This window comes from Acutalibacter muris, assembly GCF_002201475.1.
Lineage (GTDB): Bacteria > Bacillota > Clostridia > Oscillospirales > Acutalibacteraceae > Acutalibacter > Acutalibacter muris.
The window spans coordinates 49,138-64,548 of record NZ_CP021422.1 but is presented as its reverse complement, the minus strand read 5'-3'; the positions used below and the strand labels follow the sequence as shown (position 1 = coordinate 64,548).

Annotated in this window: 19 protein-coding genes; 10 read left to right on the top strand and 9 right to left on the bottom strand. The window is 58.6% G+C overall.

Annotated features, from left to right (window positions below; translation table 11 throughout):
* Positions 1 to 29: 29 nt before the first annotated feature.
* The 6 genes from ADH66_RS00275 to ADH66_RS00250 form a co-directional block, all read right to left on the bottom strand.
* Positions 30 to 848 (bottom strand): DNA-3-methyladenine glycosylase family protein, encoded by an 819-nt coding sequence (locus tag ADH66_RS00275; protein ID WP_066537179.1) that lies wholly within the window; start codon positions 846 to 848, stop codon positions 30 to 32.
* Positions 845 to 1,552, bottom strand: coding sequence for a DUF6062 family protein (locus ADH66_RS00270; protein WP_066537182.1), 708 nt, complete (start codon positions 1,550 to 1,552; stop codon positions 845 to 847). Before ADH66_RS00270 ends, ADH66_RS00275 begins: the two co-directional genes overlap by 4 nt.
* 167 nt (positions 1,553 to 1,719) lie before the next feature.
* The gene (pgsA, locus tag ADH66_RS00265; RefSeq protein ID WP_407922906.1) at positions 1,720 to 2,292 is read right to left on the bottom strand and encodes a CDP-diacylglycerol--glycerol-3-phosphate 3-phosphatidyltransferase; all 573 of its coding nucleotides are present in this window, start codon (positions 2,290 to 2,292) and stop codon (positions 1,720 to 1,722) included.
* Between the two features lie 19 nt (positions 2,293 to 2,311).
* Entirely contained in the window at positions 2,312 to 3,649 is a 1,338-nt protein-coding gene (rimO, locus tag ADH66_RS00260) for a 30S ribosomal protein S12 methylthiotransferase RimO (protein ID WP_066537185.1), read from the bottom strand.
* Positions 3,650 to 3,663: 14 nt separating this feature from the next.
* Positions 3,664 to 4,167 carry an NUDIX hydrolase gene (locus ADH66_RS00255; protein ID WP_066537188.1) on the bottom strand — a complete coding sequence of 168 codons (504 nt, stop codon included), beginning with the start codon at positions 4,165 to 4,167 and terminating at the stop codon, positions 3,664 to 3,666.
* A complete protein-coding gene (locus ADH66_RS00250; RefSeq protein WP_066537193.1) occupies positions 4,164 to 5,063 on the bottom strand; it encodes a YihY/virulence factor BrkB family protein in 900 nt (299 codons plus the stop codon). Before ADH66_RS00250 ends, ADH66_RS00255 begins: the two co-directional genes overlap by 4 nt.
* Positions 5,064 to 5,251: 188 nt before the next feature.
* Here ADH66_RS00250 and ADH66_RS00245 point away from each other — a divergent pair, with 188 nt between their 5' ends.
* Together ADH66_RS00245 and mnmA are read left to right on the top strand one after the other, a co-directional pair.
* A complete protein-coding gene (locus tag ADH66_RS00245; RefSeq protein WP_066541771.1) occupies positions 5,252 to 6,745 on the top strand; it encodes a phosphohexomutase domain-containing protein in 1,494 nt (497 codons plus the stop codon).
* Positions 6,742 to 7,824, top strand: coding sequence for a tRNA 2-thiouridine(34) synthase MnmA (gene mnmA / locus ADH66_RS00240; RefSeq protein WP_066537203.1), 1,083 nt, complete (start codon positions 6,742 to 6,744; stop codon positions 7,822 to 7,824). The genes ADH66_RS00245 and mnmA overlap by 4 nt, the downstream gene beginning before the upstream one ends.
* Before the next feature lie 33 nt (positions 7,825 to 7,857).
* Here mnmA and ADH66_RS00235 read toward each other — a convergent pair whose 3' ends face one another.
* The 3 genes from ADH66_RS00235 to ADH66_RS00225 are packed head-to-tail and all read right to left on the bottom strand — an operon-like array spanning position 7,858 to position 8,963.
* The gene (locus ADH66_RS00235; RefSeq protein ID WP_066537206.1) at positions 7,858 to 8,193 is read right to left on the bottom strand and encodes a hypothetical protein; all 336 of its coding nucleotides are present in this window, start codon (positions 8,191 to 8,193) and stop codon (positions 7,858 to 7,860) included.
* Between the two features lie 12 nt (positions 8,194 to 8,205).
* Positions 8,206 to 8,685: a hypothetical protein gene (locus ADH66_RS00230; RefSeq protein WP_066537209.1), complete on the bottom strand. Its 480-nt coding sequence runs from the start codon at positions 8,683 to 8,685 to the stop codon at positions 8,206 to 8,208.
* 23 nt (positions 8,686 to 8,708) lie between these two features.
* Positions 8,709 to 8,963: a hypothetical protein gene (locus ADH66_RS00225; RefSeq protein WP_066537211.1), complete on the bottom strand. Its 255-nt coding sequence runs from the start codon at positions 8,961 to 8,963 to the stop codon at positions 8,709 to 8,711.
* 98 nt (positions 8,964 to 9,061) lie between these two features.
* On the opposite strand from ADH66_RS00225, the gene ADH66_RS00220 reads away from it, so the two are divergent.
* The 8 genes from ADH66_RS00220 (at position 9,062) to fabF (ending at position 15,401) form a co-directional block, all read left to right on the top strand.
* A complete protein-coding gene (locus ADH66_RS00220; RefSeq protein ID WP_066537213.1) occupies positions 9,062 to 9,529 on the top strand; it encodes a YfcE family phosphodiesterase in 468 nt (155 codons plus the stop codon).
* A gap of 21 nt (positions 9,530 to 9,550) precedes the next feature.
* Positions 9,551 to 9,988, top strand: coding sequence for a GNAT family N-acetyltransferase (locus ADH66_RS00215; protein WP_066537216.1), 438 nt, complete (start codon positions 9,551 to 9,553; stop codon positions 9,986 to 9,988).
* Positions 9,981 to 10,415, top strand: coding sequence for a glycosyl-4,4'-diaponeurosporenoate acyltransferase CrtO family protein (locus tag ADH66_RS00210; protein WP_066537219.1), 435 nt, complete (start codon positions 9,981 to 9,983; stop codon positions 10,413 to 10,415). The genes ADH66_RS00215 and ADH66_RS00210 overlap by 8 nt, the downstream gene beginning before the upstream one ends.
* Before the next feature lie 83 nt (positions 10,416 to 10,498).
* Positions 10,499 to 11,455 carry a beta-ketoacyl-ACP synthase III gene (locus tag ADH66_RS00205; RefSeq protein ID WP_066537222.1) on the top strand — a complete coding sequence of 319 codons (957 nt, stop codon included), beginning with the start codon at positions 10,499 to 10,501 and terminating at the stop codon, positions 11,453 to 11,455.
* A gap of 28 nt (positions 11,456 to 11,483) precedes the next feature.
* Complete coding sequence (locus ADH66_RS00200) at positions 11,484 to 12,428, top strand: nitronate monooxygenase (protein ID WP_066537225.1); 945 nt, start codon at positions 11,484 to 11,486, stop codon at positions 12,426 to 12,428.
* A complete protein-coding gene (gene fabD / locus ADH66_RS00195) occupies positions 12,416 to 13,330 on the top strand; it encodes an ACP S-malonyltransferase (RefSeq protein WP_066537228.1) in 915 nt (304 codons plus the stop codon). The genes ADH66_RS00200 and fabD overlap by 13 nt, the downstream gene beginning before the upstream one ends.
* A gap of 16 nt (positions 13,331 to 13,346) precedes the next feature.
* Positions 13,347 to 14,084 (top strand): 3-oxoacyl-[acyl-carrier-protein] reductase, encoded by a 738-nt coding sequence (gene fabG / locus ADH66_RS00190; RefSeq protein WP_066541773.1) that lies wholly within the window; start codon positions 13,347 to 13,349, stop codon positions 14,082 to 14,084.
* An 84-nt stretch (positions 14,085 to 14,168) separates the two neighbouring features.
* Positions 14,169 to 15,401 carry a beta-ketoacyl-ACP synthase II gene (gene fabF, locus ADH66_RS00185; RefSeq protein WP_066537231.1) on the top strand — a complete coding sequence of 411 codons (1,233 nt, stop codon included), beginning with the start codon at positions 14,169 to 14,171 and terminating at the stop codon, positions 15,399 to 15,401.
* Positions 15,402 to 15,411: the final 10 nt, after the last annotated feature.

The window sequence follows — 15,411 nt, the reverse complement described above, 5'->3', positions numbered from 1 at the left end:
ACCCCCGAGTTACCTCGGGGGTTAAACTTTCACAGGAACAGCTCCGGGTGCCTCCGGCTGTAGTGGAATATATACTGCTGCGCAAGCCCTGCATTGGGGCCAAAATCCTCCGGGGCCATCCCTGGCAGCAGCTGGGCCATGGCCCGCTTCATCCACACGTCCATGGGAAAACACTCAGTTTTATGAAATCCATATAGAAGCGCACATTCCGCCACCTTTGGGCCCACTCCCTTTATCTTTCGCAATTCCTCCCGGCCATACCCGGTGGGCTCGCGCACGATACGCTGAAGATCAATCTCACCCTCCACGACCTTTCTGGCCGCGTCCAGTATGTAGGGCGCGCGGTAGCCGGAGCGAAGGGGCTCCAGGTCCTCTAACGACAATGCCGCCACAGTCTCCGGCCCAGGGAAGGAGCGCATATCCGTGCCGGGTATCTTCCCGCCGAACATACGGCAGAAGTTGTTTACCAGGCCCTTGATACGACTGATATTGTTGTTCTGAGACATGATAAACGAGCACAGTGCCTCCCAGGGCTCCTGGCGCAGTATGCGTATGCCAGGGGCAAACTCCGCGGCCTCCTTGAGCACAGGGCTCAGGTCGGAGAGCTCCCCTCGGATCCGGGCATAGTCCTCGGAAAGGTCGAAATAGGCGCGCCAAACGCCGTCCATATCCCCCTGGGAACAGTCCAGCTCCAACTGGTTCCCCACCCTCCGCAGGGTCAGATATCTCCCATAGGCCGCGCCGCACCAGGTTTCAGAATCCTCCGGGGTCGGCCTCCAGCGGAAAGCCTGACCGCAGTCCAGGGTCTGGGGCAGGTCAAACTCCGCCGGTATCTGTACGCCGCTCATCGGTTCTTCTCCCCGGAGTCCTGTTGGGCAGTGGGGGCCCGAGAGGTGAGCCAGGTCATAGCCCGTTCTATGGCGTCCTTGGAATTACCCCAGTCGCCGCCGGCGTTGCGGTAATCAAACATACGGCAGAAGTGGGTCACGTCGCCGCTGAGCTCCTCAAGATAGGCCTTCGCAAGGCGGGTGGTCTCGGCCTCGAAGGGCACAAAATTCTTCTTGGGCATCTTCCCCGCCGCCGCCATCACCAGCCCATAGTGGGGCAGACAGATATATTGTTGGGCAGCGTACAAGTCCCTAAACTCCTGCTCGTTCTGCCATAGGGCCAGGGTGCTCTCCAAAAGGTGGCGCATACTGTCCTTGATATTGGCGCAGATAAAGCAGTTATCCTCCCGGCTGTGTACGGCGGCGGCTATCGTTTTGGGAACTGCCTTGCCCTCGGGGAATACCTGCCCCTTTACCTCGGCCAAAAGGCTTTCCAAAATAAGGGCCACGGAAAGCCTGCTGCCCCGGGCAAGTATCTGGTTAAAGTGCTCAGAGCAGAAGCCCAGCCGGTTGGTCTCTATTCGCACATCGGGCTCCATCATGGCAGCGCCCGTGATATAGGTAGCCATGCGGTCCTCCAGCATATCGCGCATCCGGCAGAAGGGACAGCCGTCCTTGGGCTCGAACACTTCGTTTACGGGAATTGAACATATGTCCTCTCGCATTATGTGACCTCCTCATATGAGTTCATAGAATGGAAATATATTCACCACATTTACATAATATTTGGGGTCTAAATCGGTTTTCAACCTGGATAAAGCCGGTAAAATAAAGGGTTATCAACATTTTCCACTGAGTTTTCCACATTCCTCTACCAACATAAAACGGCTGCCTATTTGATTGCCTCAATGTTGTCCTTGATATAGATGACCCCGGATATCACCGTCACCACAGCCACCGCCCAGCAGAGCACCTGGGTTATCAGGGAGACTGCCATAGCGTCAGAGCCGCTGGCAATAGCCGTAAGAGTATAATATATAAGTATAGTGGACATTTGAAGCACGGTCTTCACCTTGCCCCACATATTTGCCGCTATCACCCGGCTTTTTGAGGCGGCCACCATGCGTATGCCCGCCACGGCGAACTCCCTGAAGAGGGTCAGAGCCAAGACTATGGGGCTGCATACACCGTCCACCACCATATAGATGAACGCAGCGGTGGTGAGCATCTTGTCCGCCAGAGGGTCTGCAAATTTGCCGAAGTCCGTCTCAAGGTGGTACTTCCGGGCTATCTTACCGTCCAACAGGTCGGTTATGCTTGCCAGGGCAAAAATCACCCCGGCGATAAGGCTGTAGACCCGGCTAAACTCCGGGGTTCCAAACCTGGTAAGGGCCGCGAACACCATGAAGAAGGGCACCATGGCGCACCTTAACAGGGTCAGCTTGTTGGGAAGGTTCATTTTCATGCCGCCGTCTCCTTTCAGTTTAGACGTTCATCTCCAAAGAGCCCATAAGGTCGCCGTCCATGCAGTCCTCTACCTTTACCTGCACAAAGCTCCCGAGAGTGGGGCGCTTTCCCTCAATGGTGAAGAATACCCTTCCGTCCACGTCCGGCGCGTCCATATAGGAGCGGCCAAACCAGCACTCTGCGTAGCGGTCATAGCCCTCTACAAGCACCAGAAGGGTCCTGCCTATAAGGGCGCCGCCCTTCTCCTCGGCTATGTCCATCTGCTGCTCCATTATGATGCCGGCCCTGCGCTCCTTCTCCTCCTGGTCCAGCTGGTCCGGCAGCTCCGCCGCCGGGGTGCCCTCCTCCTGGGAGTAGGTGAAGCAGCCCAGCCGGTCAAACTTTACGGTTTTTACAAACTCCGAAAGCTCTGTGAAATCCTCCTCGGTCTCGCCGGGAAAGCCGGTTATCAGGGTGGTGCGCAGTATAACGCCGGGGACCTTTGCGCGTATCCTCTCAATAAGCCCCTCCAGGGATTCCCTGTCCCCTCGGCGGTTCATGGCCCTCAGCACCCTGCCCGAGCAGTGCTGAAGCGGCAGGTCGATATATGGCAGCACCTTTTCCTCCTCCGCCATCACCTCCAAAAGCCCGTCAGTTATGGCGTCGGGGTAGCAGTACAGCACACGGAGCCACTTTATGCCCTCAATCTTGCAAAGACGTTTCAAGAGCTTCGCAAGGGTATACTCTCCATATAGGTCTATGCCATAGCGCGTGGTGTCCTGGGCGATAAGCACCAGCTCCTTCGCGCCGTTTCGGGCTAAAGCCCTGGCCTCCTGCTCTATGTCCTCCATGGTCCTGCTGCGGTAGCCGCCCCGGATATAGGGTATCGCGCAGTAGGAGCAGCGGTTGTCGCAGCCCTCGGCTATCTTTAAGTAGGCCGTCCAGCTGGGGGTGGTCAGCTCCCTGTCCCCGCTGAGAGGCAGTCTCTCCTTCTCCGGGAAGGACTCCACCGGCCCGGATTCCAGCAGCTCCCTTATGTACCTTGCCGGGTCCTCGTTTGCCCCGATGCCCAGCACACCGTCCAGCTCCGGCAGCTCCCCCCTTATCTCTCCTTGATAGCGCTCCGAGAGACAGCCTGTTGCCACAAGCTTCTTTATGCGCCCCTCCTTCTTCAAGAGTCCCAGCTCCAATATCTCGTCGATGGACTCCTTCTTGGCGCTCTCGATAAAGCCGCAGGTATTGACGATCGCCACATCGGCCATGGCCACGTCCTCCACCAGCTCATATCCCGCCGCTTTCAGCTTCGCCATAAGCAGCTCGCCGTCCACCTGGTTCTTGGCGCAGCCCAGGCTTATCATCCCAACTTTCACTGCCATTATCTTGCCCTCCTCTATTTTACCAGTCCGCGCACCGCGGCAAAAAACTCGTCCGTATACTCCCCGGCAAGTATCTCCCGGGACCTTGCCTTTTGCTCCCACTCGTCTATGGGGACCCATTCGGCCCTGTCCACCTCGTGGGGCTGGAGCGTCAGCTCGTCCGCAGAAACGTCCCTTTTAAGGCCGTATACGTCCATAAAGAAATCCTCGGCCTTACGGCGGGCCAGAAATACCATCTCCTGGGGCCTGGCGCTTATACCAGTCTCCTCCAGAAGCTCCCGCACGGCGGCCTCAAGGCTCGTCTCCCCCGAGAGGACCCCGCCTCCGGGATTCTCCCATACTCCGGGGTAAACGCTTTTCTCCATGCTCCTTAGGGTACAGAGAACTTCTTTTTTGCTGTTCACCACCGTGATGGTCACCGCCAGGTGGTAGTCCCCGGGGGTCTGGAGGTCGCCCCGCTCCTGGGTGCGGCCCGTAAGGTTTCCGTTTCCGTCGTATATGTCCCAAAGCTCCGTCATTCTGTCTCCTCCTTTTCCACTGTGGCCTTTGTCTGCGGCCGCCTTATTTTATAGCGCTTGGGCCTGCCCCGCAAAAGGGCCTTTATGTCCTCTCTCACGCCGCTCCGCTCCAGCCACATACTGACCTCGCCCCCAAGGAACAGAATATACATACAGAAAAACAGCCAGAACATCATTATGACCAGCGTGGCAAGGCTGCCGTAGATGGAAAAGTTTGAGAAGTTCTCCACAAACAGGGAGAAGAAGTATGAGAACAGTACCCAGCCGCCGGCGCCAAAAACGGCCCCCAAAAGGTTATGCCTGAGCTTCACCCGCCGCCTGGGCACAAAGCTGTACAGCAGGGCGAAGAAGACAAACAGCATTACAAAGCTCACCAGGGACTTGAAGTTTATTAACAGGGCCGCCACCAGGGGCCAGCGGTCCTGAATGGCCCGGTAGATGGTGGTGCCGAACACCAGCAGCACCGCCGCCACTATGAGCACCACCGCCAGCGCCACCACGTATACCACGGCCATAGCGCGCAACAGTATATAGTTCCTGGGCTGCTCCACCTCGTAGATATGGTCAAGGCCCTTGATTATGGCCACCATGCCCATAGAGGAGGACCAGACCGCCGCTATCACCGCCACCGGCAGCACCCCGGAGGCCTCGATAGGGCTTGGGATTATCTCGCCCAAAGCTGCGGAGAAGGCCTCCGGCAGAAGGTTCAGCGCCGCCTCTATCATGGTGACCCCAGAGGAGAAGTGTATCCTCTGCATAAGGGTCAGAAGAAACGCCAAAAAGGGCAGGAAGGAGGTGATAAGGAAAAAGGCGCTGTGTGCCGCAGAGGAGTCCAGCCGGTCCCGGGTTATGCGGTCCATGAACCAGAGCACCTGCTTCTTTATAAATGCCCACATAGGACTTTACACCTCCGCTTCGAAAGCTCCCTCGGATAAAATATATGATGATTATACCATAACCCCCTGCGGCGGTCAAGTGCGGCGGAAGGCGCGGGCCGCGCAAAAAGGATTGATTATCTCCCCCGCTTCTGGTACAATAACATATATAATGCCAAGCGGTAAAAGGAGTGAGTTTATTGAACTACATGTATCTTAAAAGCGGCACGGACGTGCGGGGCACGGCCCTTGAGACCCCGGAGGACGGGCCTGTGCAGCTGACCGATGATGCCGTAGCTGATATTGCCCGGGCCTTCTTAGTCTGGTGCGAAAGGCATATGGATATACCCGCAAACCAGCTGAAGCTGGCGGTGGGCAGGGATTCAAGGCTCTCTGGGCCCCGGATAGCCGCAGCCCTTAAAGAGGCGCTTCTCCCCTGCGGCGTGACCTGCTACGACTGCGGGCTGGCCTCCACGCCCTCTATGTTTATGGCGGTGCTGGACATACCCTGCGACTGCGCCATTCAGATAACCGCCAGCCACCACCCCTTCCACAGGAACGGCCTTAAATTTTTCACAAAGGACGGCGGGCTGGACAGCCCGGACCTTACAGAGCTGCTCTCCTTGGCGGAGGAGGGCAGCTGTCCCGGGCGGTCCTCCGGGGGCAGCTGGCAGGAGTCGGACCATATGGAGCGGTACGCCGCCCATCTGCGGGAGCTTATAGAGAAGGGGGTAAACGCCCCGGACTACCATAGGCCCCTTTCGGGTTTCCATATCACCGTGGACGCGGGCAACGGCGCAGGGGGCTTCTATGCCGAGAAGGTCCTGGCCCCTTTGGGCGCGGATATCAGCGGCAGCCGGTTCCTGGAGCCGGACGGCAGGTTCCCCAACCATATCCCCAACCCGGAGAACGAGGAGGCCATGGGCTTTGCCGCCCGGGCAGTCACCGAGTCCGGGGCGGACCTGGGCATAATCTTCGACACGGACGTTGACCGGGCGGGGGTGGTGGACCGCCATGGCCGGGAGATAAACCGCAACCGCCTGGTGGCACTGGCCGCGGCCATAGCGCTGGAGGACTCCCCCGGCGGCACGGTGGTCACCGACTCCATCACCTCCGACGGCCTAAAAGAGTATATAGAGGACGCCCTGGGAGGCAAGCACCATCGGTTCCGGCGGGGGTATAAAAACGTGATAAACGAGGCCCTGCGGCTGAATAAGGAGGGCGTGGACTGTCCCCTGGCCATCGAGACCAGCGGCCATGCGGCCCTTCGGGAGAACTACTTTCTGGACGACGGGGCATATCTGGTGACGAAGATAATCGTTAAGCTTGTGAAGCTGCGCCGGGAGGGCGGAGAGCTGGAGGATATGCTGAGCGGCCTGCGGGAGCCCGCCGAAACTCTCGAGGTGCGGATACCGATACTCGAAAAAGATTTCCGGGCCCGGGGGCAGGAGCTTATCCAAAGCCTTGAAGCCTGCGCCGTTGCCAAGGGATGGCGGATAGCCCCGGACAACCGCGAGGGGCTCCGGGTCTCCTTCCCTAAGGGCGAGGGCCAGGGCTGGTTTCTGGTTCGACTATCGGTCCACGACCCCATACTGCCGGTGAACCTCGAGAGCGACGCTGTGGGCGGCGTGGAGACCATCAGGGGCAAGCTCCGGGAATTCTTCCGGGAAAACAGCCTGGGCCTGGACATTTCAGCCCTATGAGCGCAGATAACGGTTCCCGGGTGCTTGTGGCCATGAGCGGCGGGGTGGACTCCTCTGTGGCGGCCCTGCTACTCAAGCGGCAGGGGTATGAGGGCATGGGGGTGCTTTTAAAGCTGTTCCCCGGCGGGGAGGACAAAGAGGGGCTCCGGGGGGAAAAGGCCTGCTGCTCTTTAGAGAGCGCCGAGACCGCCCGAAGCGTTGCCATGGGGCTCGGTATGCCCTTCTATGTGTTCAACTTCTCCGAGGATTTCCGGCGGGAGGTGCTGGAACGGTTCATAACGGCCTATCAGAAGGGCGAGACCCCAAACCCCTGTATCAGCTGCAACCGCTATATAAAGCTTGGCAAGCTCTTTCGCCGGGCGGCCGAGACAGACTGCTCTCATGTGGCCACAGGGCACTATGCCCGGGTGGAGCGCTCCGGGAGATGGCTTTTGAAAAAGGGTCTGGACGAAGACAAGGATCAGAGCTACTTTCTGTATAATCTTACCCAGGACCAGCTTTCACACCTTCTGCTGCCCCTTGGCGGGCTTACAAAGGCCCAGGTGCGCCGGCTTGCGGAGGAGGCCGGGTTCATAAACGCCCACCGGCAGGAGAGTCAGGACATATGCTTTGTGCCCGACGGGGATTACGCCAGGTTTATCGAGCAGTATACAAATACCCCGGCGGAGCCCGGGGACTTTGTGGGCACTGCGGGGCAGGTATACGGCAGTCACAGGGGCATAATACGGTACACCGTCGGCCAGCGCAAGGGCCTGGGCCTCTCCTTTCCCCAGCCCATGTATGTATGCGGGATAGACCCGGACAATAACCGGGTCCTTCTCGGGGAAGAAGCGGAGCTGTTTTCGGACAGGCTCACGGCCCGGGATCTGAACCTCATCGCCGTGGACAGTATACCGTCGCCTATGCGGGTCACGGCGAAGATACGCTATAGGCATAAGGAACAGCCTGCCACGGTGGTGCAGACCGGGCCGGAGGAAATGGAGGTGCGCTTTGATAAGCCCCAGCGGGCCGTGACCCGGGGCCAGGCCGTGGTGCTCTATGACTGTGATACCGTCATAGGCGGCGGGACCATTTACTAATAGAAAAAGGCGCTTTTTATCAGCGCCTTTAGTCTACATCAGCAGGAACAGCAGGGCAAACATCAGCTCGTTGTTCCCCTCCTCGCCCCCAAGCATGAGCAGCAGAGCCAGCAGCATGGTCCGCTCCCGGTCCTTAAATAATTCCTCCAGAAGGCTTGGCGGGGGCGAAGCCGGCGGAACAGCTACAGGCTGCGCTATGGGCTCAGGGGCGGGCGGCTCGGGCTGCCCGGAGGGCTTCTCCTCTTGGACAGGCCGCTCGGGCGCCGGCTGGTTTACAGGCCGCTGCCTGCCCGGCCTTGCCCTGGACTGCATCTCTCGGGCCCTGCGGGCCGCCTCCTCCTGCATACGCCGCATATCCATCTCCGGCATGGCTCCACCTCCTTATATGCCCAGCCCCGGCATCAGCCCGGGCAGGCCGCCCATATCCCGAAGCATTGGCAGCAATCGCATCAGCTGCAATATTTTTACCGCTTCGTCTATCTTCCTTCGCCGCTCCTCGCCCAGCAGAGGGCGAAGGGCCATGAGCAGCCGGGTGGAGTCGTCCTCCCGGTTCAGCTGGCTGAGCACGGGGGCAAGCTTTGCCACCATGCCTATGGTATCCGGCCCGGCAAGGGCGGTGGACTGCGCCTGGGGTGCCGGACTGGCACCCCCCAGCGCCCCAAGCATTCCGGCAAGCGCGGACAGATCCGGCGCTGGGGCGGGAGCCGGCGCAGGGGGAAGGGGAGCTGCTGCGGGCTGAGCTCCGGTAGTGTCCCCCCCTGCCTGCTGGCCAAGTCCCAGAGAGCTCATCATGCTCTGTATCTGCTTCATGCTGTCCGGGTCGGACAATATCTGACTAAGCTGTTGCTCCAGGCCCTCCATATGCAGAGCCCCCCTCTCTTACGTTATTTTTTCCCGCCCTGGAGCATCTGCAAAAGCTTCTGCGCCTGGGGCGTCGCCAGCAGCTTCTTCGCCGCCTCCGGATCCGACAGCACCTTCTGCAGGGCGGCGCTGTCCCCCTCTGCGACGTTTCCCAGGAGCTTCGAGAGCGTGCCGTTCTGTGCGGCCCGCTTCAGCTCCTCAGGTGTGGAGCCCAAGCGCTGGGCGGTTATCTTCAGCAGGGACTCAAGCCTGCCGTTATCCATATTGCTTTCGTTCATTTTACGTGCCCTCCCTTACTATATGGCTTCTCTCCATAATATGCGGAAGGGCCCAGGTTGATTCTCAAATACATATTTATCGGATAGGAGCGGTTTTTATGCGCATTTTAGTCACATCGGACACCCATGGGGACTTTGGACGCCTGCGCCGGGCTATTCTGGCCCAGCAGGGGGCCGATATAGTCATACATCTCGGCGACGGCGGGGACGACGTTGAAAAAGTCAGGTTCTCTTTTCCGAATAAGACCTTCCTACAGGTCAGAGGCAACTGCGACTGGGGCAGCGCCATGCCCGAGAGCGGGGAGTATATGGCCGGGGGGAAAAAGATATTTTATACCCACGGCCATAATTACGGCGTGAAGTCCGGGGACTATACCATCATCAGCGAGGCCCGCTCAAGAAAGGCCGACATCCTGCTTTTCGGTCACACACACCAGCCCCGAGAGGATTACGAGGACGGCCTGTATATCATGAACCCCGGTCGGCTCAGCGGGTGGGAGCCCACCTACGGGATAATAGACATCACGGAGCAGGGCATGGTTTTGAACGTGATGAAATTACCATGAATTTTATTTAGGAGAGTTTTAATGTATCGTGAGATGACTTTGAAGGATGTTCAGAGCGTACTGCCCCTCTATATCGGCTATTATAATACCTGCGAGGAGGGAGAATGGACGGAGGAAACCGCCGGAAAGCGCATACGCCAGGTGCTTGGTATGGACGGCGGCTGGGGGCTGCTCCTTGAGGACGGGGAAGGCCCTGCGGGCTTTGTCATGGGGTATTTCAAGCAGTATGACGATCTTATTTCCTTTATGCTGGAGGAGATCGTCATTGAGCACACGCGTCAGGGGAAGGGACTGGGCTCGGCGCTCTTGGAGGAGACCGAGAAAAGGGTCCAAAAACTGGGGGCTGCGGGTATCGAGCTAAGCTCGGTCAATGATGAGATGCACGCCCATTTCTACGAAAAGGCCGGGTATAGAGACGCGAAGAATTTTGTGCAGAAGGTAAAATGGTTTTATGCCTAAGGCGACGAAGCTGACGACTGTTTTAATTCTTTTGGGCGCGGCACTGGGCAGCCCGGCTTTTATGCGCCCGAATTATACCAAAGGCTGGTACAGGACGCGGCCCTGGGAGCAGAAGGTATATAATGCCTTAAGGGTGAGGGAATGGAAGGACAAGATGCCCACCTACAGCCCCGAGGCCTTCTCTCCCCGGCTGCACGGCTGGGAGGAGATCGCCGTCAATATGTGCTGCTCCGAGCGGGTGCATGAGGTAAGCGCCCTTTTGAGCTTTGTCCCCCTTGGGGCCTCCCTTTGGTTCGGGTCATTCTGGGTGTTTTTTGTGACCTCTGTGCTGGGTGCGGCCTTTGATATGTCCTTTGCGGTCATACAACGCTATAACCGCATGAGGATAGCCAAAATAGCTTCCCGTCCCGGGGCCCGCCCTCATTGACAAACCCTGGGAAATCCTTTATAATAAGAGAGTTGTGAGCCTTGATAATATCCCCGGCTCTCGCAGAGAGGAGCTAGAAGAATATGAGCTTTCAGATACTTGGAACAGGCAGCTTCCTGCCGGAAAAGGTTATAACCAATGAGGAACTGTCCCGGATGGTGGACACCTCGGACGAGTGGATAACAAAGCGGGTAGGCGTTAAGGAGCGGCACGTGTGCACCACCGAGAGCAATACAGACATGGCGGCCGCCGCCGCCGCCCGGGCCCTGGAGTCCGCCGGGGTAAGCGCTTCGGAACTGGACCTTATCCTCGGCGCCTCTGTCAGCGCGGACAGCATCTCCCCCGGTATGGCAAGCATGGTGCAGAATAAGCTTGGGGCAAAATGCCCGGCCTTTGATATAAACGCCGCCTGCCCGGGTTTTTTATTCGGGCTGGAGATAGCTGCCGGCTTCTTCTCACGGGGCACGGTAAAAAAGGCGTTGGTGGTCAGCAGCGAACGCATGAGCGGGCTTATCGACTGGACTGACCGCTCCACCTGCTGTATCTTCGGCGACGGCGCGGGAGCGGCGGTGCTGGGGCAGGGAGACAGTTATCTGGCCTCAGAGCTGCACACCCAGGGGGGCAACGACGTTATTGACATCCCCACCGGCTGGGGCAACTCCCCCTTCTATCAGGTGGAGCAGAACAAGAGCTGCGTGCACATGAAGGGCCAGGAAACCTATAAATTCGCGGTCACCTCCATGGTGAACGATATACGCTCCGTAATGAAGCAGGCGGGCATTTCCGGCGAACAGGTTTCCGTGGTGATACCCCATCAGGCCAACCTCAGAATAATCAACGAGGCCGCAAGGCGGCTGCCGGAGATAGCCGCGGAGAAGTTTCTGGTGAACATCCAGGAGGTGGGGAACACCTCCTCGGCAAGCGAGCCCATACTACTGGATAAAGCGGCTCGCTCGGGGCTGATAAAGCCAGGTGACTATGTGGTGATGGCGGCCTTCGGCGGCGGGCTCTCCAGCGCGGCCTGCGTTATCAGGTGGTAAATTCTTTTTCGGGAGGAATATTAAGCTTATGATAAAGACTCCGTTATGCGAACTTTTGGGTATAGAATACCCCATTTTCCAGGGGGGCATGGCCTGGATATCCGACGGGAAGCTGGCGGCGGCCGTGTCAAACGGCGGAGGGCTGGGGATAATCTCAGCCATGAACGCCAACGCCCAGTACCTCAAGGAGCAGATAGACCTGGCACGCTCTCTGACTGACAGACCCTTTGGCGTGAACATCATGCTCATGTCGCCCTTCGCCGCCGAAGTGGCCGAGCTGGCGGCGAAGGAGCATGTGGCCGTGGTGACCACCGGCGCGGGGAACCCCTCCAAGTTCATGCCCATGTGGCTGGAGGCAGGAGTGAAGGTGGTGCCCGTGGTGGCCTCTGTGGCCATGGCGAAGCTTGTAACCAAGGCCGGGGCCTCCGCCATAATAGCCGAGGGCGGCGAGTCCGGCGGGCATGTGGGGGACCTTACCACAATGGTGCTGGTGCCCCAGGTCTGCGACGCCACGGACCTGCCTGTGCTGGCGGCTGGCGGCATAGCCGACGGCCGGGGCATAGCCGCCGCGTTCCAGCTGGGCGCGGTGGGCGTGCAGGTGGGCACCAGGTTTTTAGTGGCCAACGAGTGCGGAGTGCACCCGAACTATAAGAAAAAGGTGCTGAAGGCCAACGATATCGCCACTATGGTCACCGGCAAGCGGCTGGGCCACCCGGTGCGGCAGATAAAGAACCAGTTCGCAAAGGATTTCTTTAAGGCCGAATACAGCCAGATCTCCGACGAGGAGTTGGAGGAGCTGGGCCGTGGGGCCCTGTATCGGGCGGCAGTAGAGGGCGACGAGAAGACCGGGGACTTTTTGGCCGGGCAGATAGCCGGGATGGTGAATAAAGAGCAGCCCGCCGCAGAGATAATTTCCGAGATGTTTTCTGAAGCGGAGGAAGTGCTGAAAGGGGCGGCGAAATGGGTAAGATAGCTTTCGTCTTTTCGGGCCAGGGGGCCCAGTACCCGGGGATGGGGCAGTCCCTCTGTGAGGCGAGCGCTGCCGCTAAAGCTGTTTTTGATATGGCGGACAGCCTGCGCCCGGGAACATCAAAACAGTGCTTTTCCGGCACGGCAGAGGAGCTGTCTGTCACAAAAAACACCCAGCCTTGCCTATACTGCGTTGACCTTGCAGCGGCCCGGGCTCTGGAGGAAAGGGGCGTCCATGCCGACTATGTGGCAGGATTTTCTCTGGGTGAAGTTGCCGCGGCGGCGTTCGCGGGTGTCTTTACGGACGAGTCGGGCTTTAAGTTTGTATGCAGACGCGCCGAAGCCATGCAGAAGGCCGCCGTGGAGAACCCCGGCAGCATGGCGGCTGTTTTGAAGCTGTCCAATGAGAAGGTAGAGGAGCTCTGCGGGAGCTTCTCTAAAGTCTGGCCTGTGAACTATAACTGTCCCGGCCAGCTGGTGGTGGCCGGAGAACCCGGACAGTTAAAGGAATTTCAGGAGCTTGTAAAGGCCGAGGGCGGGCGGGCCGCGCCCCTGGCTGTCAGCGGCGGATTCCACTCCCCCTTTATGGAGAGCGCCGCTGGGGAGCTGGCTGGGTATTTGTCTACAGTGGAGACAGGCGAGCCGCGCCTCCCGCTGTACGCCAATCTGAACGCTAAGCCCTATACCGCCGCTTCGGCCAGGGAACTGCTGGTAAACCAGGTGAAGAGTCCTGTCCGCTGGCAGGAGACTATTGAATCGCTGGCCGCAGAAGGTGTTGACACTTTTCTTGAGTGCGGCCCGGGGAAGACCCTGTGCGGGCTGATAAAGAAGACGGTGAAGACCGCGAAGGTCCTCCAGGTGCAGGACCAGGAGACATTGAAGGCCGCTTTGAGCGGGCTTATGTAAAGGAGGCTTTTAGATGATGAAGCTGGAAGGAAAGGTAGCGCTTGTAACCGGCGGGTCCCAGGGCCTGGGCAGGGCCATTGCGCTGAAGCTGGCAGAGAACGGCGCGGATATTGCCATAGCGTATGTGGGGCCCAACGAGCCCGCAGAGGAAACCCGGGGGGAGATAGAGGCCCTGGGCCGCAGGGCACGGCTCTATGTGTGCGACGTGCGGGACGAGGCCGCAGTTAATGAGACTGTTTCTGCTGTAAAGAAGGACCTGGGCCAGATAGATATACTGGTGAATAACGCCGGGGTCACCCGGGACACTTTGATGGTGGGCATGAAGGACGAGGACTACGACATGGTGCTGGATATCAATCTAAAGGGCGCGTTCCACATGATAAGGGCCTGCTATAGGGACTTTATGCGCAAGCGCTATGGCAAGATAATCAATATCAGTTCTATTGCGGGCCTTGTGGGCAACGCCGGGCAGGTAAACTATGCCGCGTCCAAGGCCGGACTTATCGGTATGTCAAAGTCTGTGGCCAAGGAACTTGGCAGCCGTGGGGTCTGCTGCAACTGCATAGCCCCGGGCTTTATCAAGACCGACATGACCAAGGACATCAAGGAGGATAACCCCCTTCTCATACAGGTGCCCATGAAGCGCATGGGCTCCCCGGAGGACGTGGCCAATGTGGCGTTGTTTTTGGCTTCGCCGGAATCTGACTATATTACCGGCGAAACCATCAGGGTAGACGGCGGGCTTGCCACTTAAAATTTTTTATATAATTTCAAAAACCAGATTAAATGGTATTGCAATCTTAGTTGAAATGCGTTAAAATAAGAGAGGATGATTTAGTTGAACCGTGTCGTGGTAACCGGCATGGGCGCTGTTACGCCTATCGGCAACGATGTGGAGAGCTTCTGGCAGGGGCTGGTCTCGGGTAAATGCGGCATAGGCCCCGTCACCAAGTTCGATACCGCTGAATTTAAAGTAAAGGTGGCCGCCGAGGTCAAGGATTTTGACCCCTCCCGCTATATGGAGAAGGCTGAGCTCCGCAAATATGATGTGTTCTGCCAGTATGCCCTGGCTGCCGCCGCCCAGGCGGTGGAGGCCAGCAGGATACAGGGTTCCCTGCCCTCTGAGGACATAGGCGTATATTTTGGCTCCGGCATAGGTGGCATCGGCACCTTTGAGGAGCAGCAGAAGCTCATGCTGGAGAAGGGCCCCCGTAGGGTATCCCCTTTCTTCATCCCTGCCCTCATTATAAACATGGCGGGCGGACTTATCGCCATCAAGTATGATTTCCAGGGAGCCGCCGTTTCCTCCGTTACGGCCTGTGCCACCGGCAATAACGCCATCGGCGAGGCCTATCGGGCCATAAAGCATGGCTACCTGACGGCGGCACTGGCCGGCGGCGCGGAGGCCGCTATCGTGCCCCTAGGACTGGCTGGGTTCTCCAATATGAAAGCCCTGTCCACCACCGAGGACCCCGCGAGCGCCTGTGTTCCCTTTGACGCCAGACGGAACGGTTTTGTTATGGGTGAAGGCGCGGGGGCTTTGATGCTGGAGGAGTATGAGCACGCAAAATCCCGTGGGGCTGTCATATACGGCGAGCTCTGCGGCTATGGGGCCACCTGCGACGCACACCATATCACCGCCCCGGACCCCGAGGGCAAGGGCGGGGCCAGGGCCTTGAAACTGGCCCTAGACGAAGCCGGAGGCTATGAGGATCCCCATAAGCTCTATATCAACGCCCATGGCACCAGCACCCCCCTTAACGATGCCTGTGAAACCCTTGCTATTAAGAAGGGCCTTGGGGAGGAGGCTGCCCGGGCCTGTGTGATAAGCTCCACCAAATCCATGACCGGGCATATGCTGGGGGCGGCGGGTGCTGTTGAGGCCATTGCTTGTGTTATGGCGCTTAGTGAAGGCGTTGTGCCGCCCACCATCGGCTATCAGGAGCCTGACCCAGCCTGTGATCTGGACTATGTGCCTAATGACGCCCGCAGCGCTGACATTGAATTGGCTCTGTCGGCCTCTCTGGGCTTTGGCGGCCATAACGCCTACTTAGCTTTCCGCAGACTATAATTTCCGGGAG

Excerpts from the sequence above, each read along its gene's own strand:
- ADH66_RS00200 (WP_066537225.1), top strand. The coding sequence starts at position 11,484 with ATGATAAAGACTCCGTTATGCGAACTTTTGGGTATAGAATACCCCATT.
- ADH66_RS00270 (WP_066537182.1), bottom strand. The coding sequence starts at position 1,552 with ATGCGAGAGGACATATGTTCAATTCCCGTAAACGAAGTGTTCGAGCCC.
- ADH66_RS00215 (WP_066537216.1), top strand. The coding sequence starts at position 9,551 with ATGTATCGTGAGATGACTTTGAAGGATGTTCAGAGCGTACTGCCCCTC.
- mnmA (WP_066537203.1), top strand. The coding sequence starts at position 6,742 with ATGAGCGCAGATAACGGTTCCCGGGTGCTTGTGGCCATGAGCGGCGGG.
- ADH66_RS00245 (WP_066541771.1), top strand. The coding sequence starts at position 5,252 with ATGTATCTTAAAAGCGGCACGGACGTGCGGGGCACGGCCCTTGAGACC.
- ADH66_RS00205 (WP_066537222.1), top strand. The coding sequence starts at position 10,499 with ATGAGCTTTCAGATACTTGGAACAGGCAGCTTCCTGCCGGAAAAGGTT.
- ADH66_RS00225 (WP_066537211.1), bottom strand. The coding sequence starts at position 8,963 with ATGAACGAAAGCAATATGGATAACGGCAGGCTTGAGTCCCTGCTGAAG.
- fabG (WP_066541773.1), top strand. The coding sequence starts at position 13,347 with ATGAAGCTGGAAGGAAAGGTAGCGCTTGTAACCGGCGGGTCCCAGGGC.
- pgsA (WP_407922906.1), bottom strand. The coding sequence starts at position 2,292 with ATGAAAATGAACCTTCCCAACAAGCTGACCCTGTTAAGGTGCGCCATG.
- ADH66_RS00255 (WP_066537188.1), bottom strand. The coding sequence starts at position 4,167 with ATGACGGAGCTTTGGGACATATACGACGGAAACGGAAACCTTACGGGC.
- rimO (WP_066537185.1), bottom strand. The coding sequence starts at position 3,649 with ATGGCAGTGAAAGTTGGGATGATAAGCCTGGGCTGCGCCAAGAACCAG.
- ADH66_RS00235 (WP_066537206.1), bottom strand. The coding sequence starts at position 8,193 with ATGCCGGAGATGGATATGCGGCGTATGCAGGAGGAGGCGGCCCGCAGG.
- ADH66_RS00250 (WP_066537193.1), bottom strand. The coding sequence starts at position 5,063 with ATGTGGGCATTTATAAAGAAGCAGGTGCTCTGGTTCATGGACCGCATA.
- ADH66_RS00210 (WP_066537219.1), top strand. The coding sequence starts at position 9,981 with ATGCCTAAGGCGACGAAGCTGACGACTGTTTTAATTCTTTTGGGCGCG.
- ADH66_RS00275 (WP_066537179.1), bottom strand. The coding sequence starts at position 848 with ATGAGCGGCGTACAGATACCGGCGGAGTTTGACCTGCCCCAGACCCTG.
- fabD (WP_066537228.1), top strand. The coding sequence starts at position 12,416 with ATGGGTAAGATAGCTTTCGTCTTTTCGGGCCAGGGGGCCCAGTACCCG.
- ADH66_RS00230 (WP_066537209.1), bottom strand. The coding sequence starts at position 8,685 with ATGGAGGGCCTGGAGCAACAGCTTAGTCAGATATTGTCCGACCCGGAC.
- ADH66_RS00220 (WP_066537213.1), top strand. The coding sequence starts at position 9,062 with ATGCGCATTTTAGTCACATCGGACACCCATGGGGACTTTGGACGCCTG.